We start from the raw sequence: 24,753 nt of genomic DNA on the forward strand, positions 1-24,753 counted from the left end.
TGATCTTCTATAGTGGCCCCTCTCTTACGGAGGGCCTTTGATGACTGACCTGCTGACTCCCATCCAAGCCGCACTCGATCTACCCCACATCCCGCTGACCTTCACCGAGGCTGGCGCCCTGCCCTCGACCTTCGCTGTCACCGAGCTGGCCAGTGCCAGCATCGGCGCCGCCGGGCAGGCCGTCGCCCAGTTGATCCGGCAACAGACCGGGCGCCAGCCCGAGGTGAGTGTGGACCGACGCCTCGCCTCTTTCTGGTTCTCGTCCTCGATCCGCCCGCTGGGCTGGCAAGTGCCACCGTTGTGGGATCCGGTGGCCGGCGATTACGCCAGCGCCGATGGCTGGATTCGCCTGCATACCAACGCGCCTCATCACCGTGCCGCCGCCGAGCGGGTGCTGGGCAAGGTCGCCGACCGCGCCGGGATGGCCGGCAAGGTCGCGGCGTGGAACGCGGCAGAACTGGAACAGGCGATTGTCGACCAAGGTGGCTGCGCCGCGCAGATGCGTGCCTGGCAAGCCTGGCAGCAACATCCGCAGGGGTTGGCGGTGAACGCCGAGGCGCTGGTCCAACGCCAGACCTTCGAAACCACGACCGACAAACCCTGGCACGGTTCGCTGGCACGCCCGCTGGCCGGCCTCAAGGTGCTGGACCTGACCCGCGTATTGGCCGGCCCGGTGGCCAGTCGTTTCCTTGCCGGCCTCGGCGCGGATGTACTGCGCATCGACTCACCCACCTGGAACGAACCCGGTGTAGTCCCGGAAATGACCCTGGGCAAACGCTGCGCGCGCCTGGACCTGAAAACGCCCGAAGGTCGGCGGGTTTTCGAGCGTTTGCTCAGGGACGCCGACATCCTGTTCCACGGATACCGCGCTGACGCCCTGGAGCATCTGGGCTACACCGCCCCCGAACTGCAACACCTCGCCCCAGGCCTGATCGACGTCAGCCTCAACGCCTACGGCTGGAGCGGCCCGTGGCGTAATCGCCGGGGCTTCGACAGCCTGGTGCAGATGAGCAGCGGGATCGCCGAGGCCGGCATGCTCTGGAAACACGCGGATAAACCGGTGCCACTGCCGTTGCAGGCGCTGGATCACGCGACCGGGTATCTGATGGCGGCCAGTGCGATTCAGGCGCTGGGCGAACGGCTGCAGTCGGGGCGCGGTGGTTCGGCGCGGTTGTCGTTGGCACGCACCGCAACGTTACTGGTGCAAGCAGGCCAAGTGCCCGAGCAACCGTCGTTGCGCGAGGAAGAACCAGGGGATCAAGGCCTGGTCGTCGAACAGACCGCCTGGGGCCAGGCCCATCGGCTGCTGCCCCCGCTGACTATCAGCGGTACGCCATTGCAATGGGATTTGCCGGCGGGAGAATTGGGCTCCCACCGGCCTCAATGGTGACTTGACGGCCGCTATCGGCAGCAAGCCCCCCACACTTTGATGGGTGAACATATTCAAAATGTGGGAGGGGGCTTGCTCCCGATGAGGCCAGTACCGTCACCCCATCACAACGACAACACCCCGCTGTACAACCCATACGCCGCCAGCCCTGCACCGGCGATCACGCAGCTGAAAATGCCTTTCTCAACGTGGGTAAACAACGGCTGGCCCTGTTCGCGCTTGGCCAGGGCGAACAGGATCACGCCCGGCGCATACAGCAGCGCCGACAGCAGCAGGTATTTAAGGCCCCCGGCGTAGAGCAACCATACGGCGTAACCCAGGGCGATCAACCCCACCAGCAGGTCCTTGATGCGATGGCGGTGGGCACCTTCATAGGTTTCACCACGCCCGCTCAGCAACACCGCGTAAGCCGCCGACCACAGGTAAGGCACGAGGATCATCGACGACGCCAGGTAGATCAGGGTGGTGTAGGTGCTGTGGGAAAACAGCGTGATCACCAGGAAGACCTGGATCATCACATTGGTCAGCCACAAGGCGTTGACCGGCACCTGGTTGGCATTTTCCTTTTTCAGGAAGGCCGGCATGGTCTTGTCATGGGCGGTGGCATAGAGGATCTCGGCACACAGCAGCGCCCAGGACAACAAGGCCCCCAGCAGCGACACGGCCAGGCCGATACTGATCAGCAACGCGCCCCAGGGACCGACGATATGCTCGAGCACACCGGCCAGGGACGGGTTTTGCAGGCCGGCCAGCTCCGCCTGGCTCATGATGCCGAGGGACAACACATTCACCAGCACCAACAGCGCCAGCACGCCGAGAAAGCCGATCACCGTGGCCCGCCCCACGTCCGCGCGCTTCTCGGCCCGCGCCGAATACACACTGGCGCCTTCAATGCCGATAAACACAAATACCGTGACCAGCATCATATTGCGCACCTGGTCCACCACACTGCCCAATTGCGGCTTTTCCAGGCCCCAGATGTCAGCAGTGAAGATATCGGCCTTGAACGCCACGGCGGCGATCACCACGAACATCAGCAGCGGCACCAGCTTGGCCACGGTGGTGATCTGGTTAATGAACGCGGCTTCCTTGATCCCGCGCATCACCAGGAAATGCACGGCCCACAGCAGCAACGATGCGCAGCCGATGGCCACCGGCGTATTGCCTTGGCCGAACACCGGGAAAAAATAGCCGAGGGTGCTGAACAGCAACACGAAATAACCGACATTGCCCATCCACGCGCTGATCCAGTAACCCCAGGCCGACGAAAAACCCATGTAGTCGCCGAAACCCGCCTTGGCGTAGGCGTACACCCCGGAATCCAGTTCCGGCTTGCGATTGGCCAAGGTCTGGAAGACAAACGCCAGGGTCAGCATGCCCACGGCGGTGGTCGCCCAACCGATCAACACCGCGCCCACCTCCGCGCGCGCGGCCATGTTCTGCGGCAACGAGAAGATCCCCCCGCCAATCATCGAGCCCACCACCAAGGCAATCAGGGCGCCAAGCCGAAGTTTCTGGGCCGGTTGAGACATGCAGACTCCTGAATAAAATTTGAGCGGACAACCATGCACTCAACTAATTAACTCAGCGAGTGTAGCGTTTATTAAAGACAGCGATAAAACCGCCACGCTCATAACTCAGCGGCATGACAGTTTGCATAGTTTAGGCTTATCTAGATTTTAAATACGCCGAATACTTTGTCGCTTCCAAGCTCTTTATTGTCGCCATTGCGAAAAGTTTGCACATTCAGGAAAACGGGCTAGTTTCAAACGTCCATACGCAGCACTAAATGATTGACCAAACCGCAGAGATCGCTCTGGAAAGCGCCTTTGCGCGGAAAACTATTGCCCACGACTTTCCAGTCTAAGTCATTAATTCACAATGGAATGTGCCAATGAAGTGATCTGAGTCAGCTGTTTGATTAGCGCACGGAATTATTCTGTGGTCTCTCTTCTCCTGCATTGGAGTTATGCGATGTCTGAATCTCCCGGAAAACTTCGATTGGGTGCACTGGTTGCACTTGTCGTCGGCTCAATGATTGGCGGCGGGATCTTCTCTCTGCCGCAAAACATGGCCGCCAGTGCCGATGTTGGCGCGGTATTGATCGGTTGGGTAATTACCGCCGTGGGCATGCTGACCCTGGCCTTCGTCTTCCAGACCCTGGCCAATCGCAAACCTGATCTGGACGGCGGCGTCTACGCCTACGCCAAGGCCGGCTTCGGTGACTACATGGGCTTTTCGTCGGCCTGGGGTTACTGGATCAGCGCCTGGCTGGGCAACGTCGGTTACTTCGTCCTCCTGTTCAGCACCCTCGGTTACTTCTTCCCGATCTTTGGCGAAGGCAATACGCCTGCGGCGGTGATTGGCGCGTCGGTCTTGCTGTGGGCCGTGCACTTTCTGGTGCTGCGCGGGATAAAGGAAGCGGCGTTCATCAACCTGGTGACCACCGTCGCCAAGGTGGTGCCGCTGGTGCTGTTCGTGTTGATCGCCGTGTTCGCCTTCAAGCTGGACATTTTCACCGCTGACATCTGGGGCGTGAAGAACCCGGACCTGGGCAGCGTGATGAACCAGGTGCGCAACATGATGCTGGTCACCGTGTGGGTGTTCATCGGTATCGAAGGCGCGAGCATCTTCTCGGCACGCGCCGAAAAACGCAGCGACGTCGGCAAGGCCACCGTGATCGGTTTTATCACCGTGCTGCTGTTCCTGATGCTGGTGAACGTGCTGTCCCTGGGCATCATGACCCAACCGGAGCTGGCCAAGCTGCAGAACCCGTCGATGGCCGCCGTGCTGGAGCATGTGGTGGGCCACTGGGGTGCGGTGCTGATCAGCGTCGGCTTGATCATCTCGTTGCTGGGTGCGCTGCTGTCGTGGGTGCTGCTGTGTGCGGAGATCATGTTCGCCGCCGCCAAGGACCACACCATGCCGGAGTTCCTGCGCAAGGAAAACGCCAACCATGTGCCGGCCAACGCCCTGTGGTTGACCAACGCCATGGTCCAGATATTCCTGGTGATCACGCTGTTTTCCGCCAGTACCTACCTGTCGCTGATCTACCTCGCCACCTCGATGATCCTGGTGCCTTACCTGTGGTCGGCGGCCTACGCGCTGCTGCTGGCGGTACGCGGCGAAACCTACGAAAACGCCCTCAAGGAGCGCAGGAAGGACCTGTTTATCGGCGCGGTCGCACTGATCTACGCGGTCTGGCTGCTCTATGCCGGCGGCACCAAGTACCTGCTGTTGTCCGCCCTGCTCTATGCCCCCGGCGCGATCCTGTTCGCCAAGGCCAAGCATGAACTGGGCAAACCGATTTTCACCAACGTCGAGAAGCTGATTTTCGCCGCAGTCGTCATTGGCGCCCTGGTGGCTGCCTATGGCCTCTACGACGGCTTCCTGACTCTGTAACTGATGTTCACTGGAGGATCTGTAATGACCACGGAAAAAGTGAAGTACGGCGTACATTCCGAAGCCGGCAAACTGCGCAAAGTCATGGTGTGCTCCCCAGGCTTGGCCCACCAGCGGCTGACCCCTAACAACTGCGATGAACTGCTGTTCGATGACGTGCTCTGGGTAGCCCAGGCCAAGCGCGACCATTTCGACTTCGTGACCAAGATGCGCGAACGGGACATTGATGTGCTGGAAATGCACAACCTGCTGACCGATATCGTTGCCAACCCCGAAGCCCTGGACTGGATCCTGGAACGAAAGATCACTTCCAACACCGTGGGCCTGGGCCTGGTCGAGGAAGTCAGCTCCTGGCTGCGCAGCCTTGAGCCGCGCAAGATCGCCGAGTTCCTGATCGGTGGCGTGTCAGCCGATGACCTGCCGAGCAGCTTCGGTGGCAAGACCATCGAGATGTTCCGCGACTTCCTCGGCCACGCCAGTTTTATCCTGCCGCCGCTGCCCAACACCCAGTTCACCCGCGACACCACCTGCTGGATCTACGGCGGCGTGACGCTCAACCCGATGTACTGGCCGGCGCGACGCCAGGAAACCCTGCTGGCGAGCGCCATCTACAAATTCCACCCCGAGTTCACCAACGCGGACTTCCAGATCTGGTACGGCGACCCCGACCAGGAACACGGTGCCGCCACGCTGGAAGGCGGTGACGTCATGCCGATTGGCAATGGCGTGGTGTTGATCGGCATGGGCGAGCGTTCGTCCCACCAGGCCATCGGCCAACTGGCGCGCAACCTGTTCAAGAACAAAGCGGTGGAACGGGTGATCGTTGCCGGTCTGCCGAAGTCCCGCGCGGCGATGCACCTGGACACCGTGTTCAGCTTCTGCGACCGCGACCTGGTGACCATCTTCCCCGAAGTGGTCAACCAGATCGTGCCCTTCACCCTGCGCCCTGACGAAAGCAAACCCCACGGCATCGACATTCAGCGGGAGAAAACCAACTTCCTCGAGACCGTGGCCGCAGCGCTCAACCTCAAGGCCCTGCGCGTGGTCGAGACCGGCGGCAACAGCTTCGCCGCCGAACGCGAGCAGTGGGACGACGGCAACAACGTGGTGGCCGTGGAGCCTGGCGTAGTGATCGGCTACGACCGCAACACCTACACCAACACCCTGCTGCGCAAGGCCGGCGTGGAAGTCATCACCATCAGCGCCGGTGAACTCGGCCGTGGCCGTGGCGGCGGCCACTGCATGACCTGCCCGATCATCCGCGACCCTATCGACTATTAAGGAGATTCCATCATGGCTTTCAATATGCGCAACCGCAGCCTACTGTCGCTGATGCACCACACCACCCGCGAACTGAATTACCTGCTGGATCTGTCCCGCGACCTCAAGCGCGCCAAATACACCGGCACCGAGCGTCCGCACCTGCAAGGCAAGAACATCGCGCTGATCTTCGAAAAAACCTCGACCCGCACCCGGTGCGCCTTCGAAGTGGCGGCCCACGACCAGGGTGCCCACGTCACCTATATCGACCCGGTGTCGTCGCAGATCGGCCACAAAGAAAGCATGAAAGACACCGCCCGCGTACTCGGTCGCATGTTCGACGCCATTGAATACCGTGGCTTCGAGCAGGAAATCGTCGAAGAACTGGCCAAGTTCGCCGGCGTGCCGGTGTTCAACGGCCTCACTGCCGAATTCCACCCGACCCAAATGATCGCCGACACCCTGACCATGCGCGAGCACAGCGACAAGCCGCTGCATGACATCAGCTACGCCTACCTGGGCGACGCGCGCTACAACATGGGTAACTCGCTGCTGATGATCGGCGCCAAGCTCGGCATGGACGTGCGCATCGGCGCGCCGAAAGCCCTGTGGCCCCATGAAGACTTCATCAAACAGTGCCAGGCCTTCGCCGAGGAAAGCGGCGCGCGCATTACCATCACCGAAGACCCGAAAGAAGCCGTCAAGGGCGTGGACTTCATCCACACCGATATCTGGGTGTCCATGGGTGAGCCGGTGGAAGCGTGGGACGAACGCATCGAGCAACTGCTGCCGTACCAGGTCAACGCCAAGATGATGAAAGCCTCGGGCAACCCTCGGGTGAAATTCATGCACTGCCTGCCGGCGTTCCACAACAGCGAAACCAAGGTCGGCAAGGACATCGCCGCACGTTATCCGAACCTGGCCAATGGTGTGGAAGTGACCGAGGAAGTCTTCGAGTCACCGGCCAACATCGCCTTTGAGCAGGCGGAAAACCGCATGCACACCATCAAGGCGATCCTGGTGTCGGCACTCGCGGATATCTAAACCCTGCTGCGATCCCACTGTAGGAGCGAGCTTGCTCGCGAAAAATTCAAGGGCACCGCGTTCATTCAGGATGGGCGCGTTATCGTTGACCTCCTTCGCGAGCAAGCTCGCTCCTACAAAGGATTACGAGCTCTAGAAGGATTGCAATATGCGCATCGTCGTAGCCCTGGGCGGCAACGCCCTCCTGCGCCGTGGTGAACCCATGACCGCAGACAACCAACGCGCCAATATCCGCATCGCCACCGAACAGATCGCCAAGATCCATGCCGGCAACGAACTGGTCATCGCCCACGGCAATGGCCCGCAGGTCGGCCTGCTGTCGTTGCAGGCGGCGGCCTACACCAGCGTTTCGCCGTACCCGCTGGACGTGCTCGGTGCCGAGACCGAAGGCATGATCGGCTACATCATCGAACAGGAACTGGGCAACCTGCTGGACTTCGAAGTGCCGTTCGCCACCCTGCTCACCCAGGTGGAAGTGGACGCCAAGGACCCTGCCTTCCAGAACCCGACCAAGCCCATCGGCCCGGTGTACTCCAAGGCCGAAGCGGAAAAACTCGCCGCCGAGAAAGGCTGGGCCATCGCCCCGGATGGCGATAAATATCGCCGCGTCGTGGCCAGCCCACGGCCCAAACGTATTTTCGAGATTCGCCCGATCAAGTGGCTGCTGGAAAAAAGCGCCATCGTGATCTGCGCCGGTGGTGGCGGTATCCCGACCCTGTACGGTGAAGACGGCAAGCTCAAAGGCATCGAAGCCGTGATCGACAAAGACCTGTGCTCCTCGTTGCTGGCCACGCAACTGGACGCCGATTTGCTGGTGATCGCCACCGACGTCAACGCCGCTTTTATCGACTTCGGCAAGCCGACCCAGAAAGCCATCGGCCAGGCCCACCCCGACGACATGGAAAAACTCGGCTTCGCCGCCGGTTCCATGGGCCCCAAGGTGCAAGCCGCCTGCGAGTTCGCCCGCCAGACTGGCAAAACCGCGGTGATCGGTTCACTCTCCGACATCGAAGCCATCGTCCAGGGCAGCGCCGGCACACGCATCAGCACGGCGACACCTGGCATCACCTATCTGTGAAGTAGAGGAGATACGCCTATGGCCACCTTTGAACCCGGTCACCTGCACGTCGAACGTCACGCGCTGAACAAGGACGACTACAGCTACAACCTGTGTATCGACTACGAAGTCAGCCAGGACCCAAGGGAAGGCAAGGGCATGCTGTTCAAGCTGCACGGCTCGGTGCAGGGCAAGGACCTCAAGGAAGAGTTCTTCTTGCCCAAGGACCAGGCATTCGACTTTGCCCGGCATGCGATGAACATCGCGCAGAAGTATGGGATGCCGAAAATGGCAGTGCTCAATGGCTCGATGCACAAACAGTACGACCTGATGTTCGAGGATGTACGGCATCAACTGGATGTGAAATCCGGGGACCCGATCAAACCTGAACACTTGGAATAACCCGGTAGGACTGACACAACACTGTGCAAAATGTGGGAGGGGGCTTGCTCCCGATAGCAGGGTGTCAGTCAGCTTATTTTCAGCTGACACACCGCCATCGGGAGCAAGCCCCCTCCCACATTTTGATCTCCATTATTTGTCAGATTTCACCTGTGCCCCGCTCCAAGGCATACTTGCCGCCTCCCACTCTCCAGAACTGCTAAGCGCCCCATGCGTATCCACGTCAGCTTCATCGACCGCGTCGGCATTACCCAGGAAGTCCTGGCCTTGCTCGGTGGGCGCAATCTCAACCTGGATGCGGTGGAAATGGTGCCGCCCAACGTCTATATCGATGCGCCGACCCTCAGCGCCGACGTGCTCGAAGAGCTGCGTGACGCGCTGTTCAGCGTGCACGGCGTACAAGCGGTGACGGTGGTGGACATCCTTCCCGGCCAACGCCGCCACCTGCAACTCGACGCCCTGCTGGCGGCCATGACCGACCCGGTGCTGGCCCTGGACAGCGCGGGCAAGATCCTGCTGGCCAACCCGGCGCTGATCGCGCTGTACGGTCGCGAACCGGCCGGGGAAAGTATCGCCGAGCTGTTCAATGACTCGGCCTTGCTGGACACCTTGCTGGAAAACGGCTTTCGCCTGCCCTTGCGTGAAATCAGCGTCAACGGCCAGACGCTTTTGCTCGACGCCACGCCGATCACCGATGCCGGCGCCCTGCTCACCCTGTACCAACCCAACCGCATCGGCGAACAACTGTCGGCGCTGCACCACGATCATGCCGAAGGCTTTGATGCGCTGCTGGGCGAATCCCCGGTGATCCGCACCCTCAAGGCACGCGCACAACGGGTGGCCGCGCTCGATGCGCCGCTGTTGATCCAGGGCGAAACCGGCACCGGCAAGGAGTTGGTGGCGCGGGCCTGCCATGCCATCAGCGCGCGCCACAGTGCGCCGTTTTTGGCGCTGAACTGCGCGGCGCTGCCGGAGAATCTCGCCGAAAGTGAATTGTTCGGCTACGCCCCCGGCGCCTTTACCGGCGCCCAACGCGGCGGCAAGCCGGGGCTGATGGAGCTGGCCAACCAGGGCACGGTGTTTCTCGATGAAATCGGCGAAATGTCGCCCTATTTGCAAGCCAAGCTGCTGCGTTTTCTCAACGACGGCAGCTTCCGCCGGGTCGGCGGCGACCGCGAAGTGAAGGTCAATGTGCGCATCCTCAGCGCCACCCACCGCGACCTGGAAAAAATGGTCAGCGAAGGTACCTTCCGCGAAGACCTGTTCTACCGCCTCAACGTGCTCAACGTCGAAGTGCCGCCCCTGCGTGAGCGCGGCCAGGACATCCTGCTGTTGGCCCGCTACTTCATGCAACAGGCCTGTGCGCAGATCCAGCGCCCGGTGTGCCGCCTGGCGCCCGGCACCTATCCGGCGCTGTTGGGCAACCGCTGGCCGGGCAATGTGCGCCAGTTGCAGAACGTGATCTTCCGCGCCGCCGCCATCTGCGAAAGCAGCCTGGTGGACATCGGTGACCTGGACATCGCCGGCACCTCCGTGGCCCGCCAGAACGACGGCGAAGTCGATAGCCTGGAACAGGCCGTCGAGGACTTCGAGCGCAGCCTGCTGGAGAAACTCTACGTCAGTTACCCCTCGACCCGGCAGTTGGCCAGCCGCCTGCAAACCTCACACACCGCCATCGCCCACCGCTTGCGCAAGTACGGCATTCCAAACAAGCCCTGACTCGCTGCATGGAATGCATTTCCAAGTTTTGGTCTGAGAACGACATCCGCTGTACTGAAAGCGCTACAGTGGAACGATTTCGCTACAGCCCTGCTTTTTGCGCGCCATGCAAGGCTTTGATCCACATAGGCTTTTTTTCCCCGACCTGACTGTAGCGAAATCGCTACAGCTAAACCGCATAAGCCTATACCCATATTTATTAACTTATTGATTTATAACGGATTAATAAGGTTGGCCGCGATATTGCTAAGCAACTCCCCATTATTCCAATCCCGCCCACCAGACGATTCTGGCCCTGAGGAGTTTCCATGAGCGAGTTGCGTTTCACTGAAGATCACGAATGGCTGCGCGCCGAAGCTGACGGCAGCGTCACCGTGGGTATCACCGCTTTCGCGCAGAACGCGCTCGGTGATGTGGTTTTCGTGCAACTGCCGGAGTTGCAGGCCTATGACAAGGGCGCTGAAGCGTCCACGGTTGAATCGGTCAAGGCCGCCAGCGGCGTGTACATGCCGTTGGACGGTGAAGTGCTGGAAGTGAACGCCAAGCTCGATGGCAGCCCGGAACTGGTCAACGAAGACCCGCTGGGCGAAGGCTGGTTCTTCCGCTTTAAACCGGCCGATGCCGGTGCGGTAGCTAAACTGTTGGATCAGGACGCGTACGACCGCCTGATCAAAGCCAACGCCGAAGCCTGAGGAGCGCGCCATGACCATCAATCTCAGCACCGCCAATGAGTTCATCGCCCGCCACATCGGCCCGCGCCAGGAAGATGAGCAGCGGATGCTCGCCAGCCTGGGCTTCGATTCCCTGGAAGCCCTGAGCGCCAGCGTGATCCCGGAAAGCATCAAGGGCACCAGCGTGCTCGGCCTGGAAGACGGCCTGGGCGAAGCCGAGGCCCTGGCCAGGATCAAGGCCATTGCCAGCCAGAACCAACTGTTCAAGACCTACATCGGCCAGGGCTACTACAACTGCCATACGCCGTCGCCGATCCTGCGCAACCTCCTGGAAAACCCGGCCTGGTACACCGCCTACACCCCCTACCAGCCAGAAATTTCCCAAGGCCGCCTGGAAGCGCTGCTGAACTTCCAGACCCTGATCAGCGACCTCACCGGCCTGCCGATCGCCAACGCCTCGCTGCTCGATGAAGCCACCGCCGCCGCCGAAGCCATGACCTTCTGCAAGCGCCTGAGCAAGAACAAGGGCAGCAACGCCTTCTTCGCCTCGGTCCACAGCCACCCGCAAACCCTCGACGTACTGCGCACCCGTGCCGAGCCGCTGGGCATCGACGTGGTGGTCGGCGATGAGCGCGAACTGACCGATGTCAGCCGGTTCTTCGGCGCCCTGCTGCAATACCCGGCCAGCAACGGTGACGTGTTCGACTACCGCGCGCTGACCGAGCGTTTCCATACCGCCAACGCCCTGGTGGCCGTGGCTGCCGATCTGTTGGCCCTGACCCTGCTGGCCCCGCCGGGTGAGTTCGGCGCCGATGTGGCAATCGGCAGCGCGCAACGCTTCGGCGTGCCGCTGGGCTTCGGTGGCCCGCACGCGGCGTACTTCTCCACCAAGGATGCGTTCAAGCGCGACATGCCGGGGCGTCTGGTCGGTGTGTCGGTAGACCGCTTCGGCAAGCCGGCCCTGCGCCTGGCCATGCAGACCCGCGAGCAACATATCCGCCGCGAGAAAGCCACCAGCAACATCTGCACCGCGCAAGTGCTGCTCGCCAACATCGCCAGCATGTATGCCGTGTACCACGGGCCCAAGGGCCTGACCCAGATCGCCAAGCGCATTCACCAGCTGACCGCGATGCTCGCCAAGGGCTTGACCGCGCTGGGCCTCAAGGTCGAGCAGGCACACTTCTTCGACACCCTGACCCTGCACACCGGCGCCGACACCGCTGCGCTGCACGACAAGGCCCGCGCCCAGCGCATCAACCTGCGCGTGGTGGACGCCGGGCGGGTTGGCCTTTCGGTCGACGAAACCACCACCCAAGGCGATATCGAAACCCTGTGGACGATCTTTGCCAATGGCAAAGCCCTGCCGGACGTCAACGCCACGGTGGACAGCCGCCTGCCCGACGCATTGCTGCGCCAGTCACCGATCCTCAGCCATCCGGTGTTCAACCGTTATCACTCGGAAACCGAGCTGATGCGCTACCTGCGCAAGCTGGCGGACAAGGACCTGGCCCTGGACCGCACCATGATCCCGCTGGGCTCGTGCACCATGAAGCTCAACGCCGCCAGTGAAATGATCCCGGTGACCTGGGCCGAGTTCGGTGCCCTGCACCCGTTCGCCCCGGCCGAGCAAAGCGCCGGCTACCTGCAACTGACCTCCGACCTGGAGGCCATGCTCTGCGCGGCCACCGGGTATGACGCGATCTCCCTGCAGCCGAACGCCGGTTCCCAGGGCGAGTACGCCGGCCTGTTGGCCATCCGTGCCTATCACCAGAGCCGTGGCGAAGCACGTCGCGACATCTGCCTGATCCCATCGTCGGCCCACGGCACCAACCCGGCCACCGCCAACATGGCCGGCATGCGTGTGGTGGTTACCGCCTGCGACGCCCGTGGCAACGTCGACATCGAAGACCTGCGCGCCAAGGCCATCGAGCACCGTGAGCACCTCGCCGCGCTGATGATTACCTACCCGTCCACCCACGGCGTGTTCGAAGAAGGTATCCGCGAAATCTGCGGGATCATCCACGACAACGGCGGCCAGGTGTACATCGACGGCGCCAACATGAACGCGATGGTTGGCCTGTGCGCACCGGGTAAGTTCGGCGGCGACGTGTCCCACCTGAATTTGCACAAGACCTTCTGCATCCCCCACGGCGGTGGCGGCCCGGGCGTTGGCCCGATTGGCGTCAAGTCCCACCTCACGCCCTTCCTGCCCGGCCACGCGGCCATGGCGCGCAAGGAAGGCGCGGTGTGTGCGGCACCGTTCGGCAGTGCAAGCATCCTGCCGATCACCTGGATGTACATCAGCATGATGGGCGGCGCAGGCCTCAAGCGCGCGTCGCAGCTGGCGATCCTGAATGCCAACTACATTTCCCGTCGGCTCGAAGAGCACTACCCCGTGCTGTACACCGGCAGCAACGGCCTGGTGGCGCACGAATGCATCCTCGACCTGCGCCCGCTGAAGGACAGCAGCGGCATCAGCGTGGATGACGTGGCCAAGCGCCTGATCGACTTTGGCTTCCACGCCCCGACCATGTCGTTCCCGGTGGCGGGTACGCTGATGATCGAGCCGACCGAAAGCGAGTCCAAGGAAGAACTGGACCGCTTCTGCGACGCGATGATCGCCATCCGCGAAGAAATCCGCGCGGTGGAAAACGGCACCCTGGACAAGGACGACAACCCGCTGAAAAACGCACCACACACCGCGGCGGAACTGGTTGGCGAATGGAGCCACCCATACAGCCGTGAACAAGCGGTGTACCCGGTCGCTTCGTTGATCGAAGGCAAGTACTGGCCACCGGTTGGCCGGGTTGACAATGTGTTTGGTGATCGCAATCTCGTATGCGCATGCCCTTCAATCGAGAGCTACGCGTAACCTGAGGCTGAACTCAATCAAATGTGGGAGGGGGCTTGCTCCCGATGGCGGTTTTACATTCAACATCTCTGTTGACTGACACACTGCCATCGGGAGCAAGCCCCCTCCCACATTGACCGAGTACCACCCAATACATAACAAGAAACCGGAGAACAACTCATGTCTTTAAGCGTGTTCGACCTGTTCAAGATTGGCATCGGCCCCTCCAGTTCCCACACCGTCGGCCCCATGCGTGCGGCCGCTCGGTTCGTCGAGGGCCTCAAGCGTGACAACCTGCTGAGCGCCACCACCGGCATCAAGGTGGAACTCTATGGCTCCCTCGGCGCCACCGGCAAAGGCCACGGCAGCGACAAGGCCGTGCTGCTGGGCCTGGAAGGCGAACACCCGGACACCGTGAACACCGAAACCGTGGCCGCACGCCTGGCGCAGATGCGCGGCGACGGTCGCTTGAACCTGCTCGGCGAACACAGCATTGCGTTCAACGAGAAAGAACACCTGGCGATGATTCGCAAACCCCTGGCCTACCACCCCAACGGCATGATTTTTCGTGCCTTTGATGCGGCGGGTATCCAGATCCGCAGCCGCGAGTACTACTCGGTGGGCGGCGGTTTTGTGGTGGATGAAGACGCCGCCGGTGCGGACCGGATCGTCGAAGACGCCACCCCACTGACGTTCCCGTTCAAGCATGCCAAGGACTTGCTCGGCCATTGCACCACCTACGGTCTGTCCATCAGCCAGGTGATGCTGACCAATGAAAGTGCCTGGCGCCCGGAAGCGGAAACCCGTGCCGGCCTGTTGAAGATCTGGCAGGTGATGCAGGACTGCGTGGCAGCCGGCTGTCGCAACGAAGGCATCTTGCCCGGCGGCCTGAAGGTCAAGCGTCGTGCCGCCGCCTTGCATCGCCAGTTGTGCAAGAACCCGGAGTCGGCCCTGCGCGACCCGTTGTCGGTGCTGGACTGGGTCAACCTGTACGCCCTGGCCGTCAACGAAGAAAACGCCAACGGCGGGCGCGTGGTCACGGCGCCCACCAACGGCGCGGCCGGGATTGTGCCGGCGGTGCTGCATTACTACATGCGCTTTATCCCCGGCGCGAATGAAGACGGCGTGGTGCGCTTTCTGCTCACCGCCGCCGCCATCGGGATTCTGTACAAGGAAAACGCGTCGATCTCCGGGGCCGAAGTCGGTTGCCAGGGTGAAGTCGGCGTGGCCTGCTCCATGGCCGCTGGCGCGTTGTGCGAAGTATTGGGCGGTACGGTTTCCCAGGTGGAAAACGCCGCCGAGATCGGCATGGAACACAACCTCGGCCTGACCTGCGACCCGATTGGCGGGCTGGTGCAGGTGCCCTGCATCGAGCGCAATGCCATGGGCTCGGTGAAGGCCATCAATGCGGTGCGCATGGCCTTGCGTGGCGACGGGCAACACTTCGTCTCGCTGGACAAGGTCATCCGCACCATGCGCCAGACCGGCGCCGACATGAAAAGCAAATACAAGGAAACCGCCCGTGGCGGTTTAGCGGTCAACATTATCGAGTGCTGACGCCTAAAGGCGCGCCGGCACGTTTTTCAGGAGCTGAACATGTCCACCGAAACCCTGTTGAAAACCCCATTGCACGCCCTGCACCTCGAGCTGGGTGCACGCATGGTGCCCTTCGCCGGCTACGACATGCCGGTGCAATACCCACTGGGCGTGATGAAGGAGCACCTGCACACCCGTGAACAGGCCGGGCTGTTCGACGTGTCCCACATGGGCCAGATCCGCCTGACCGGCGCCAATGCCGCAAAGGCCCTGGAAACCCTGGTGCCGGTCGACATCATCGACCTGCCGGTCGGCATGCAGCGCTACGCCATGTTCACCAATGACCAGGGCGGCATCCTCGACGACCTGATGGTGGCGAACCTGGGTAACGACGAACTGTTCCTGGTAGTCAACGCGGCCTGCAAGGACCAGGACCTGGCGCACCTGCGCCAGCATATCGGCGAGCAGTGCCGCATCGAGCCGCTGTTCGAAGAACGCGCGCTGCTGGCCCTGCAAGGCCCGGCCGCAGTGAAGGTATTGGCGCGCCTGGCCCCGGAAGTCACCCGGATGACCTTCATGCAATTCGCCCCGGTGCGCCTGCTGGGCGTGGACTGCTACGTCAGCCGCTCGGGCTACACCGGTGAAGACGGTTTTGAAATCTCCGTGCCTGCCGCCAGCGCCGAAAGCCTGGCGCGCAGCCTGCTGGCCGAGGACGAAGTGCAGGCCATCGGCCTGGGCGCCCGTGACTCGCTGCGCCTGGAAGCCGGCCTGTGCCTGTACGGCCACGACATGAACACTGAGACCACCCCGATCGAAGCCAGCCTCTTGTGGGCAATCTCCAAGGCCCGACGCACCGACGGTGCGCGTGCCGGTGGCTTCCCGGGTGCCGACCGCATCTTCACCCAGCAGCAAACCGGTGTAAGCCGCAAGCGCGTAGGCCTGCTGCCCCAGGAACGCACACCCGTACGTGAAGGCGCAGAGATCGTCGACGAACACGGCAGCGTGATCGGCAGCGTGTGCAGCGGTGGCTTTGGCCCGAGCCTGGGTGGCCCACTGGCCATGGGTTACCTGGACAGCGCATTCACCGCACTGGACACCGAAGTCTCTGCGTTGGTGCGTGGGAAAAAAGTGCCACTTCGTGTAAGCAAAATGCCATTTGTGCCGCAACGTTACTATCGTGGCTGATTGACTGTTCCTATAAGTAACGCGGTTGCGTTAACGTGCACTAATCTGTAACGCAACCGCCATAAAACAGTGCAGCAACGATAGGCATTATTATAGGAATTAACCTATAACAAGTGACCCATTCTATCGAATAAGTCGGTTCCACATTATTCAACGAAGTGTCATGAGGCCGAGCAAAACCTGGGCTTTTGCCAGGGCTTGTTTTTTCTCCATTAGTTGGCGTAGAGTTTGCCCACTGTGTTTGCATGGGTCGCTTGGAACCTGGACCTGGGCAGTAGCTGAAGTAGTTGTGCTACAACCCGTTCGACGTCTCTTACTTTCCTGCAACCCAGCCCAGTACTCTTTCATGTGAAAGGGGCTGTCATTAATTTTTAGCGTCAAGGAAATAAGAAAATGGCTGATCGTCAGAGCGGTACCGTCAAGTGGTTTAACGACGAGAAAGGGTTTGGTTTTATCACTCCAGAAAGCGGTCCGGATCTGTTCGTGCATTTCCGCGCTATTCAAGGCAACGGCTTCAAAAGCCTGAAGGAAGGCCAGAAGGTCACCTTCGTTGCAGTTCAAGGCCAGAAAGGCATGCAGGCTGACGAAGTACAAGCAGAAGGCTGATCCTTCCTGCGACAAAAAGCCCCTGACATGACATCAGGGGCTTTTTTATGGGCGCTATTCCGTAAAATGATTTTTTTCCTCTGAGAGCCCTGCCATGTCCAAACCCTTGCTGAGTCCCCAAGGCGAGTTCCCCGCCGTTGGCCTGGGCCGTCGCCTGGCAGCGATGTTCTATGACTTCCTGTTGTGCACCGCGCTGCTGATCGTCACCGCGTTTATCTACAAGCTGGTATGGATCGCGTTCGTGGGCGAAGCCAGGATGCGCACCCTCACCGAATCCGGCGCACTGGACGGTGACCCGCTGCTGTCGACGATTCTGTTCTTTGTGCTGTTTGGTTTCTTTGCCAAGTTCTGGACCCATTCCGGGCAAACCCTGGGCATGCAGGTCTGGGGCGTGCGCGTGCAAAACGCCGACGGCTCGCGGATCAGCCTGTGGCAGGCGCTGTTGCGCTTTGTGGTGTCGATTGCGTCATGGTTGTGCGTGGGGCTGGGGTTTGTCTGGTCGTTGTTCGACAAGCACAAACGCAGCTGGCATGACATCTACTCGGATACGCAGTTGGTGCGCATCCCGAAGCAAAAGAAATAATACCCTTCTTATTGGAGATCAAAATGTGGGAAGGGGCTTGCCCCCTCCCACATTTTCAACCGAGCTCGCCTCGATTCAGGCGTTACCGGCCAGCCTCAGGCGCGCAGCCTGGGTGAAATCCAGCATGCGCTTGAGCGGTCGCACGGCGTGAGGAATCACCGACGGCTCGACGAATATCTCGTTACTGCCCTCACGCAGGCACTGCAGCGTGCGCTCCAGCGTATTCATCGCCATCCACGGGCAGTGTGCGCAACTGCGGCACGCGGCGCCGTTACCGGCCGTGGGCGCTTCGACGAAGACCTTGTCCGGGCACAGCTGCTGCATCTTGTAGAAGATGCCGCGGTCGGTCGCCACGATGAAGGTCTTGTTCGGCAGCCGCTGTGCCGCCGCAATCAATTGGCTGGTGGAGCCCACCGCGTCGGCCAGTTCGATCACCGAGGTCGGCGATTCCGGGTGCACCAGGATCGCTGCGTCCGGGTACAGCGCCTTCATGTCTTCCAACTGCTTGGACTTGAACTCCTCGTGGACGATGCACGCACCGTCCCACAGCAGCATGTCGGCGCCGGTCTGGCGCTGGATGTAGGTACCCAGGTGCTTGTCCGGGCCCCAGATGATGGTCTCGCCGTTGTCCATCAGGCTTTCGACGATTTCCAGCGCACAGCTGGAGGTCACCACCCAATCGGCCCGGGCCTTGACCGCCGCCGAGGTGTTGGCATACACCACCACGGTGCGTTCGGGATGCTGGTCGCAGAACGCCGAAAACTCATCCACCGGACACCCCAGGTCCAGGGAGCAGGTGGCTTCCAGGGTCGGCATGAGGATGCGTTTTTCGGGGGTGAGGATTTTGGCGGTCTCGCCCATGAAACGTACACCGGCGACCAGTACGGTCTTGGCCGGGTGGGCTGCGCCGAAGCGGGCCATTTCCAGGGAGTCGGAGACACAGCCGCCGGTTTCTTCGGCCAGGGCCTGGATCACCGGATCGCAATAGAAGTGGGCAACCAGCACCGCGTCCTGAGCCTTGAGCTCGGCAGCAATGGCGGCACGCAGGCTCGCCTCTTCCTCGGCGCTGAGGGCCTTGGGCTGCTTGGCGTCGAGGTGGGCTTGAACCAGTAGGCGTTCGGAAATGTGCGTCATGTTCGCAAGACCTGCAGGCGCAGTAGCGCGAAAGTCGAGTGTACCACCGGCTCTGGAGCCCTTCGGGCGCCGCCGGACGAAGTGATTGTGTTCATCAAGCACGGGTAAAGGTGAAGCTGCGCAAGGCTACAGAATATCCAATGGTTTCAAAAGCCTAATCTGGCTTTGACGCGTGTGCCTGTCGATTAAAAAACCGCAATGGTACCTTGGGTCTCCCCCGCCTTCAGACATCACCTCAAGCACATAGCCGTCAGCGGGCAGTGTTCATGCAGCAAGTTCGTTCAGACCGTTTTGGAAAGAGGCTCAAACTGGCATTGGTACCGGGCGTCCTTGAGGTTGCTTTCGAACTGCTCAAGACCGTCGTAGATGTTTTGCAGCCCTTCGATCTGGGCTTTCAGCTCGAGCTTTTTATCCGCAATCGCCTGGTTGGCCAAATCCCACGGCAGCTCCTGGCCCCGGTGATCCTGAAGGATCGCCTGCATTTCCTTGAGCTTGAAGCCCAACTGCTGAGCGCATTTGATAAACGTCAGCAGCTCAACGCTTTGCTGGCTATAGACCCGATACTTCCCTTCGCGCACCGGCGGCGGCAGCAAACCAATGTCTTCATAGTGGCGGATCGTCTTGACTGTCGTGCCCGACAACTGGGCAGCTTTGCCGATATACATGTAAAAGTCCTTTTTTATGGCGCAGAAGAGGCGCGTACTTTGGCGCGCCGCATCTTCACACATGTCTACGGGGTCGGAAACCCGAAGGTGGCAAAAGGCAGTGTAATTGGCAGGGATAAAGCCGGCATCGCCTGCTGCAAGGCGATGCTGTGCAACGGCTATGTCAGCGGCAAGCAATAGCCTGGGCTTGCTTGAGCCAGGCTTCGCGCTGGGAGTCGCCGGAACCGAGGATCGGCCCGAACGTGAGGGTCTTCAATGGTTTGATGCCGCAGAACTCCAGGGTAGTCTTGCGCATCTGGTGCAGGCCCGGCATGCAGTAGACCCACTTGTAGTACCACGGCGGGGTATCCATCGTGACCAGCAGGTGGGCCGTGCGCCCCTTCAAAAGCTTGTCGGGAAAGGCTTTGCCTTCGCGATACTTGAAGGCAAATCCGGGAAGGAATATTCGATCGAAGAAGCCTTTCATCAGGGCCGGAATTCCGCCCCACCAGATGGGATAGACAAACGCCAGGTGCTCAGCCCACGTGATATCGGCCTGGGCCTTGAGCAGATCGGGCTCCAGCAACTGAACCTGTTTGTAGCCATCGTGCAGCACTGGATCAAACCGCAGTGCATCCAGGCGTAACAGACGCACATCGTGCCCGGCCTCTGTGGCCGCCTTCACATAGGTGTCGGTCAATGCCCCACAGAAACTGTCGGTTGAGGGGTGCCCCAGAATCACCAGTACTCGCTTGCTCATCATCACTTCATCCTGAAAAGTCGAGCGGGCAGGATAGGGTGTGCCCGTAACAGGAGAGTCAACAGGGAGGTTTGCCAAATGCTGGTATAGCTTGGGTGCATTGCGCACCGGCAGGTAAGCACCAAATCGCAGGCAAAAAAAAACCCGGAAATCCTCACTTGCGTGGGCCTTCCGGATTTTCTAAACCGCCAAAAATGGTGGGTCGTGTGGGATTCGAACCTACGACCAATTGGTTAAAAGCCAACTGCTCTACCAACTGAGCTAACGACCCGCTGTGTGGTGGCGCGTATAATACTGATTTCTAAGGATTATTCAACACCTTATTTGAAATAAATCAGAAATAACGCGTCGGGTCCGTAATTCCGGCCATCTGGAAGCCCTCTGCACGCAGCCGGCAGCTGTCGCATTTCCCACAGGCACGGCCGTCATCGTCTGCCTGATAGCAGGAAACTGTCAGCGAGTAATCGACACCGAGTCCTACGCCAGCCTTCACGATAGCGGCCTTGCTCAGGTTTTGCAGCGGTGCCTGGATCCGGAAACCCTGCCCTTCTACCCCGGCTTTTGTCGCCAAATTGGCCATACGCTCGAACGACTCGACGTATTCGGGGCGGCAGTCCGGGTAGCCGTTGTAATCAAGCGCGTTAACCCCGATGAAGATGTCACGGGCACTCAGAACCTCCGCCCAGCCCAGGGCCAGGGACAGGAACACGGTGTTGCGTGCCGGTACGTAGGTAACCGGGATGCCTTGGGTGGGGGCCTCTGGGACGTCGATAGTGCTGTCGGTCAAGGCCGAGCCACCCATGCCGTCGAGGTTCAGGCCAATCACCTTGTGTTCGACCACGCCCAAGTCTCGGGCCACACGGGCGGCTGCATCCAGCTCGGCGCGGTGGCGCTGACCGTAGTCGAAGCTCATGGTGTAACAGCTGTAACCTTCGGCGCGAACCATGGCCACTAGCGTTGCGGAATCGAGGCCACCTGACAGCAGGATGACCGCGCGCTTTTGATCAGTCATCTCAGCGCCCCGGTTCGTCGTTCCACAGGTATTTATGCAGCTGCAATTGCAGGCGTACGGGCAGGTTATCGGCAACCACCCAGTCGGCCAGATCGCGCGCGTTCAGGTCGTGGTGGCTGGGAGAGAACAATACCTCACCGGCACGGCGGTCAAGGCCGTACTGGATCAGCTTGGAATTGGCCCAGTCGTAGTCTTCACGGGAACAAATCACGAACTTGACCTGATCGTTGGGCGTCAGCAGTTCGATGTTCTCGTAGCGGTTGCGGTGCACTTCCTTGGAGCCCGGCGTCTTGAGGTCAACCACTCGGCTGACACGCGGGTCTACAGCGGAAATATCCAGGGCCCCACTGGTTTCCAGGGAGACCTCGTAACCGGCATCACACAGCTGTTTGAGCAAGGGGATGGCGTTGGGCTGGGCCAGGGGCTCGCCACCCGTTACACAGACGTAGCGGGGCCGGTAGCCGGCAACCTGCTCCAGGATGTCTTCGAGGGTGCGCACAGTGCCGCCACTGAAGGCGTAGGCGCTGTCACAGTATTGGCAACGCAAGGGGCAACCGGTCAGGCGCACAAAAACCGTGGGCAGGCCAGCGGTTCGCGTTTCACCCTGTAACGAGTAAAAAACTTCGGTGATGCGTAATGTGTCTTGCATAGTCGCCACGGGCGTAACAGCTAAACAGGCTGTCCGCCTCCGTCAGGCACTTCAAGGAACCCCGCCAACGCGTAGGCCCCAGGAAGCGTGTGTCATAAAAGGGCGTGGATTCTAACGAAAAAACCCGCGCCAGGCGCGGGTTTCTTCTAAACGGCTGCATCGCTTACAAGCGTTGCAGATCCCGTTGGGCCAACTGTGCAGCGGAGGTACCCGGATATTGGGCTACGACCTGCTGCAGAATGCCTTTGACCTTGTCGGTATGACCCAGGCGGCGTTCTACGTCAGCGAGTTTATACAGCGAGTCGGGCACCTTGGCGTGCTTGGGGTACAGCTGGCTGACCTTGGCAAATGCCTGGCCCGCCCCCTGCAGATCACCCTTTGCCAGATTCACCTCGCCCAACCAGTATTGGGCGTTGCCCGCGTACTGGCTGTTTGGGTAGCGGCCCAGGAAGGCGGTAAAGGCTTTGCTGGCCTTATCGAAATCCTTGGCCTTGATCAGGTCGAAGGCTGCATCGTAATACAGCTTTTCCTTCGCCGGATCACCCGGTTCACTGCTGGCGGCAGGGGCTTGGCTCGCAGCGGCGGCCCCTGCTGCACCACCGATAGCCGCGCTGGGCGCGCCACCGGCAGAAGAATTATCAGGAGTAGCGGCAGGTGTAACACCGGCTCCTATACGTCGATCAAGATCCTGGTAACGCTCCAGGCCTTCCTGCTTCAGCTGACGCACCTCATTTTGCAGAACTTCAATGGTGCCTTGTTGCTGCGCCAATTGATCCTGCATGCGTTGCAGCTGGTTGAACAGTTCGCCCTGTGCCGAGGGAGCGGACGTAGCCGCCCCCCCAGCATAGGCGCCATTCGTGCCATAACCCGCTGGCGGATAACTGCTCCCGCTATTGTTATAGCCAGAGTTGCTATCTTCCACAGGAACCGCAGCCCACACCGCAAGCGGGGCGAGGCTGAGAGCCAATACAGTTAGAGCACGACGGCACGTTCGCATGACGAATTACTTACGCAGTTCGACGCGACGGTTTTGAGCCCAGGACTGCTCGTCGTGGCCAGTAGCAACTGGACGCTCTTTACCGTAGGAAACCAGTTCCAGTTGGCCTGGAGCAACACCTTGCAGTACCAGGTAGCGCTGAACGGCTTTCGCACGACGCTCGCCCAGTGCCATGTTGTACTCACGAGTACCACGTTCGTCAGTGTTACCTTCCAGAACAACGCGAGCGCCGTTAGCTTTCAGGTCCTTCGCGTGAACGTCCAGAGCGCGCATGGCTTCTGGTTTCAGGTCCGAACTGTCGTATTCGAAGTAGAAAGTGGTGATAGCGCGCAGAGCAGCTTCTTCGCTCAGGGAGCCGTCAACTGCACCAGTGTTAGCGCCGTAACCAGCGTTTGGATCAACAGCTGCGCCTTCACCGGCATTGTCGCCGCCTTTAGACGAGCAACCAACGGCTACGGACAGAGCCAGAGCCAGAGCAGCAAACTTACCAAACTTCAGCATTTCCATCGTGAAACTCCTAATGAACCCCAGTGTGTTAAGTACTTCTTTTTGTAGCGCCGCGTCAGTTCAGGTAAGGGGACCAGGACGGTTCTCTGACTTCGCCTTGTGCGGTAGGAAGCGGGAGCCTTACGCGTCCATTAATGGACACGAGCATCAAGACTCCCCGGCCCTGCTGGCGGGTGGCGTAGATTACCATGGTGCCGTTGGGCGCAACAGTAGCTGACTCATCAAGGTTGGTATCTGTGAGGATTTTTACCGTTCCACGCTGCAAATCCTGGGCCGCAACCCGGAAATTAGTGAAACCATCCTGACGGTGAATCATCACCAACGTCTTTTCATCAGCCGAAAGCTTAGGATTGGCGTTGTAGTTACCGATAAAGGTCACGCGTTCCGCGCCCCCACCGCCAACGCTGGTCTTGTAGATCTGTGGCTTGCCGCCGCGGTCCGAGGTGAAGTAGATGGTCGAACCATCCTTGCCCCAGAACGGTTCGGTGTTGATACCAGGACCGCTGGTCACGCGGCTGATCTGGCGCGAAGCCATGTTCATCACGTAGATGTCCGGGTTGCCGTCCTTGGACAGTACGAATGCCAGGCGCGAACCATCCGGCGACCAGGCCGGTGCACCGTTGAGGCCTTCAAAGTTGGTGATCTGCTCACGACGGCCAGTATCGATGTGCTGGACGAAGATACGCGGACGCTTCTGTTCGAAAGACACGTAGGCAATACGCTTGCCGTCCGGCGCGAAGCGCGGCGACAGGATTGGCTCACGGGATTGCAGCAAGGTCACTGCCCGCGCACCGTCGTAGTCCGAACGCTGCAGGGTGTAGCGAGTGTTGTCTACGGAGAAACGCTCGGCCGTTACATAAAGCAGGCGTGTCGAGAACGCCCCCTTGATACCGGTGAGTTTTTCAAACGACTGGTCCGAGATGTAGTGGGCCATGTCGCGCAGTTGTTCGGCGGTACCCGATACGCTGCCGGTCAGGACCTGCTGCTCAGTGGCCACGTTGAACAAGGTGTACTGGATCTGCAGGCGACCGCCGGCCGGCGTGATGCTGCCGACCATCAGGTACTGCGCGCCCACCGCTTTCCAATCACGGAAGATGACTTCGCTGGCCTGGGTCGGCTGGCTGATCATGTTGCCTTTCGGAATCGGTGCGTAGTAACCGGAATTGCGCAGGTCGTCGCTGACGATCTGGGCCATGTCGTCCGGCAGCACGCTGCCGCCCTGCCAGCCAAACGGCACTACCGCGATCGGGGTGGCCCGATCGCTGCCGCTGGTGACCAGGATGTTCTTTTCATCCGCCGCCGCTATCCCTGCCATACAGCAAATAACGACAAGCATTCCTCGAA

General features: G+C 60.6%; 22 protein-coding genes and 1 tRNA gene. 13 read left to right on the plus strand and 10 right to left on the minus strand.

Annotated features, from left to right (window positions below; translation table 11 throughout):
* Positions 1 to 40 precede the first annotated feature (40 nt).
* On the plus strand, positions 41 to 1,390 hold the full coding sequence (locus BFP99_RS18555; protein ID WP_065947876.1) for a CoA transferase: 1,350 nt from the start codon (positions 41 to 43) through the stop codon (positions 1,388 to 1,390).
* 104 nt (positions 1,391 to 1,494) lie between these two features.
* On the opposite strand, the gene arcD (BFP99_RS18560) is transcribed toward BFP99_RS18555, so the two are convergent.
* On the minus strand, positions 1,495 to 2,922 hold the full coding sequence (gene arcD, locus BFP99_RS18560) for an arginine-ornithine antiporter (protein ID WP_065947877.1): 1,428 nt from the start codon (positions 2,920 to 2,922) through the stop codon (positions 1,495 to 1,497).
* A gap of 442 nt (positions 2,923 to 3,364) precedes the next feature.
* Between arcD (BFP99_RS18560) and arcD (BFP99_RS18565) the strand changes: the two genes are divergently transcribed.
* The 12 genes from arcD (BFP99_RS18565) to BFP99_RS18620 all read left to right on the plus strand — a co-directional run bounded on the left by arcD (BFP99_RS18565) (position 3,365) and on the right by BFP99_RS18620 (position 17,706).
* Positions 3,365 to 4,792: an arginine-ornithine antiporter gene (gene arcD, locus BFP99_RS18565; protein WP_065925910.1), complete on the plus strand. Its 1,428-nt coding sequence runs from the start codon at positions 3,365 to 3,367 to the stop codon at positions 4,790 to 4,792.
* Positions 4,793 to 4,816: 24 nt separating this feature from the next.
* Complete coding sequence (arcA, locus tag BFP99_RS18570; protein ID WP_027605560.1) at positions 4,817 to 6,073, plus strand: arginine deiminase; 1,257 nt, start codon at positions 4,817 to 4,819, stop codon at positions 6,071 to 6,073.
* A 12-nt stretch (positions 6,074 to 6,085) separates the two neighbouring features.
* Positions 6,086 to 7,096: an ornithine carbamoyltransferase gene (locus tag BFP99_RS18575; protein ID WP_015885593.1), complete on the plus strand. Its 1,011-nt coding sequence runs from the start codon at positions 6,086 to 6,088 to the stop codon at positions 7,094 to 7,096.
* A 148-nt stretch (positions 7,097 to 7,244) separates the two neighbouring features.
* Positions 7,245 to 8,174, plus strand: a complete 930-nt coding sequence (arcC, locus tag BFP99_RS18580) for a carbamate kinase (RefSeq protein WP_065925908.1) — start codon at positions 7,245 to 7,247, stop codon at positions 8,172 to 8,174.
* Between the two features lie 18 nt (positions 8,175 to 8,192).
* Positions 8,193 to 8,555 (plus strand): DUF5064 family protein, encoded by a 363-nt coding sequence (locus tag BFP99_RS18585; RefSeq protein ID WP_065947878.1) that lies wholly within the window; start codon positions 8,193 to 8,195, stop codon positions 8,553 to 8,555.
* A 210-nt stretch (positions 8,556 to 8,765) separates the two neighbouring features.
* Positions 8,766 to 10,274, plus strand: a complete 1,509-nt coding sequence (locus BFP99_RS18590; protein ID WP_065925906.1) for a sigma-54-dependent transcriptional regulator — start codon at positions 8,766 to 8,768, stop codon at positions 10,272 to 10,274.
* A 308-nt stretch (positions 10,275 to 10,582) separates the two neighbouring features.
* A complete protein-coding gene (gene gcvH / locus BFP99_RS18595) occupies positions 10,583 to 10,966 on the plus strand; it encodes a glycine cleavage system protein GcvH (RefSeq protein WP_027605554.1) in 384 nt (127 codons plus the stop codon).
* A gap of 10 nt (positions 10,967 to 10,976) precedes the next feature.
* Positions 10,977 to 13,817, plus strand: coding sequence for an aminomethyl-transferring glycine dehydrogenase (gcvP, locus tag BFP99_RS18600; RefSeq protein ID WP_065947879.1), 2,841 nt, complete (start codon positions 10,977 to 10,979; stop codon positions 13,815 to 13,817).
* Between the two features lie 159 nt (positions 13,818 to 13,976).
* Positions 13,977 to 15,353 (plus strand): L-serine ammonia-lyase, encoded by a 1,377-nt coding sequence (locus BFP99_RS18605; protein ID WP_065947880.1) that lies wholly within the window; start codon positions 13,977 to 13,979, stop codon positions 15,351 to 15,353.
* A gap of 39 nt (positions 15,354 to 15,392) precedes the next feature.
* On the plus strand, positions 15,393 to 16,517 hold the full coding sequence (gene gcvT / locus BFP99_RS18610) for a glycine cleavage system aminomethyltransferase GcvT (protein WP_065925903.1): 1,125 nt from the start codon (positions 15,393 to 15,395) through the stop codon (positions 16,515 to 16,517).
* A gap of 393 nt (positions 16,518 to 16,910) precedes the next feature.
* Entirely contained in the window at positions 16,911 to 17,123 is a 213-nt protein-coding gene (locus BFP99_RS18615) for a cold-shock protein (RefSeq protein WP_014339904.1), read from the plus strand.
* A 94-nt stretch (positions 17,124 to 17,217) separates the two neighbouring features.
* Positions 17,218 to 17,706, plus strand: coding sequence for an RDD family protein (locus BFP99_RS18620; RefSeq protein WP_065925902.1), 489 nt, complete (start codon positions 17,218 to 17,220; stop codon positions 17,704 to 17,706).
* Positions 17,707 to 17,781: 75 nt separating this feature from the next.
* Here the strand turns inward: BFP99_RS18620 and nadA are convergent, their stop codons facing one another.
* From nadA to tolB, 9 genes are all read right to left on the minus strand, one after another.
* Complete coding sequence (gene nadA / locus BFP99_RS18625; RefSeq protein ID WP_065925901.1) at positions 17,782 to 18,840, minus strand: quinolinate synthase NadA; 1,059 nt, start codon at positions 18,838 to 18,840, stop codon at positions 17,782 to 17,784.
* Between the two features lie 281 nt (positions 18,841 to 19,121).
* The gene (locus BFP99_RS18630; RefSeq protein ID WP_065947881.1) at positions 19,122 to 19,505 is read right to left on the minus strand and encodes a MerR family transcriptional regulator; all 384 of its coding nucleotides are present in this window, start codon (positions 19,503 to 19,505) and stop codon (positions 19,122 to 19,124) included.
* A 163-nt stretch (positions 19,506 to 19,668) separates the two neighbouring features.
* Positions 19,669 to 20,247: an NAD(P)H-dependent oxidoreductase gene (locus tag BFP99_RS18635; RefSeq protein ID WP_065925899.1), complete on the minus strand. Its 579-nt coding sequence runs from the start codon at positions 20,245 to 20,247 to the stop codon at positions 19,669 to 19,671.
* Between the two features lie 192 nt (positions 20,248 to 20,439).
* A tRNA-Lys gene (locus tag BFP99_RS18640) sits at positions 20,440 to 20,515 on the minus strand.
* Positions 20,516 to 20,578: 63 nt separating this feature from the next.
* The gene (gene queC / locus BFP99_RS18645) at positions 20,579 to 21,256 is read right to left on the minus strand and encodes a 7-cyano-7-deazaguanine synthase QueC (protein ID WP_065925898.1); all 678 of its coding nucleotides are present in this window, start codon (positions 21,254 to 21,256) and stop codon (positions 20,579 to 20,581) included.
* A gap of 1 nt (position 21,257) precedes the next feature.
* A complete protein-coding gene (gene queE, locus BFP99_RS18650; protein ID WP_027605545.1) occupies positions 21,258 to 21,905 on the minus strand; it encodes a 7-carboxy-7-deazaguanine synthase QueE in 648 nt (215 codons plus the stop codon).
* Positions 21,906 to 22,068: 163 nt separating this feature from the next.
* Positions 22,069 to 22,902, minus strand: coding sequence for a tol-pal system protein YbgF (gene ybgF / locus BFP99_RS18655; RefSeq protein WP_065947882.1), 834 nt, complete (start codon positions 22,900 to 22,902; stop codon positions 22,069 to 22,071).
* Between the two features lie 6 nt (positions 22,903 to 22,908).
* Entirely contained in the window at positions 22,909 to 23,409 is a 501-nt protein-coding gene (pal, locus tag BFP99_RS18660) for a peptidoglycan-associated lipoprotein Pal (protein ID WP_003209827.1), read from the minus strand.
* A 55-nt stretch (positions 23,410 to 23,464) separates the two neighbouring features.
* Positions 23,465 to 24,745: a Tol-Pal system beta propeller repeat protein TolB gene (gene tolB / locus BFP99_RS18665; RefSeq protein ID WP_043293513.1), complete on the minus strand. Its 1,281-nt coding sequence runs from the start codon at positions 24,743 to 24,745 to the stop codon at positions 23,465 to 23,467.
* Between the last annotated feature and the right edge of the window lie 8 nt (positions 24,746 to 24,753).

This window comes from Pseudomonas sp. 1 R 17 (assembly GCF_900067035.1).
GTDB lineage: Bacteria > Pseudomonadota > Gammaproteobacteria > Pseudomonadales > Pseudomonadaceae > Aquipseudomonas > Aquipseudomonas marginalis.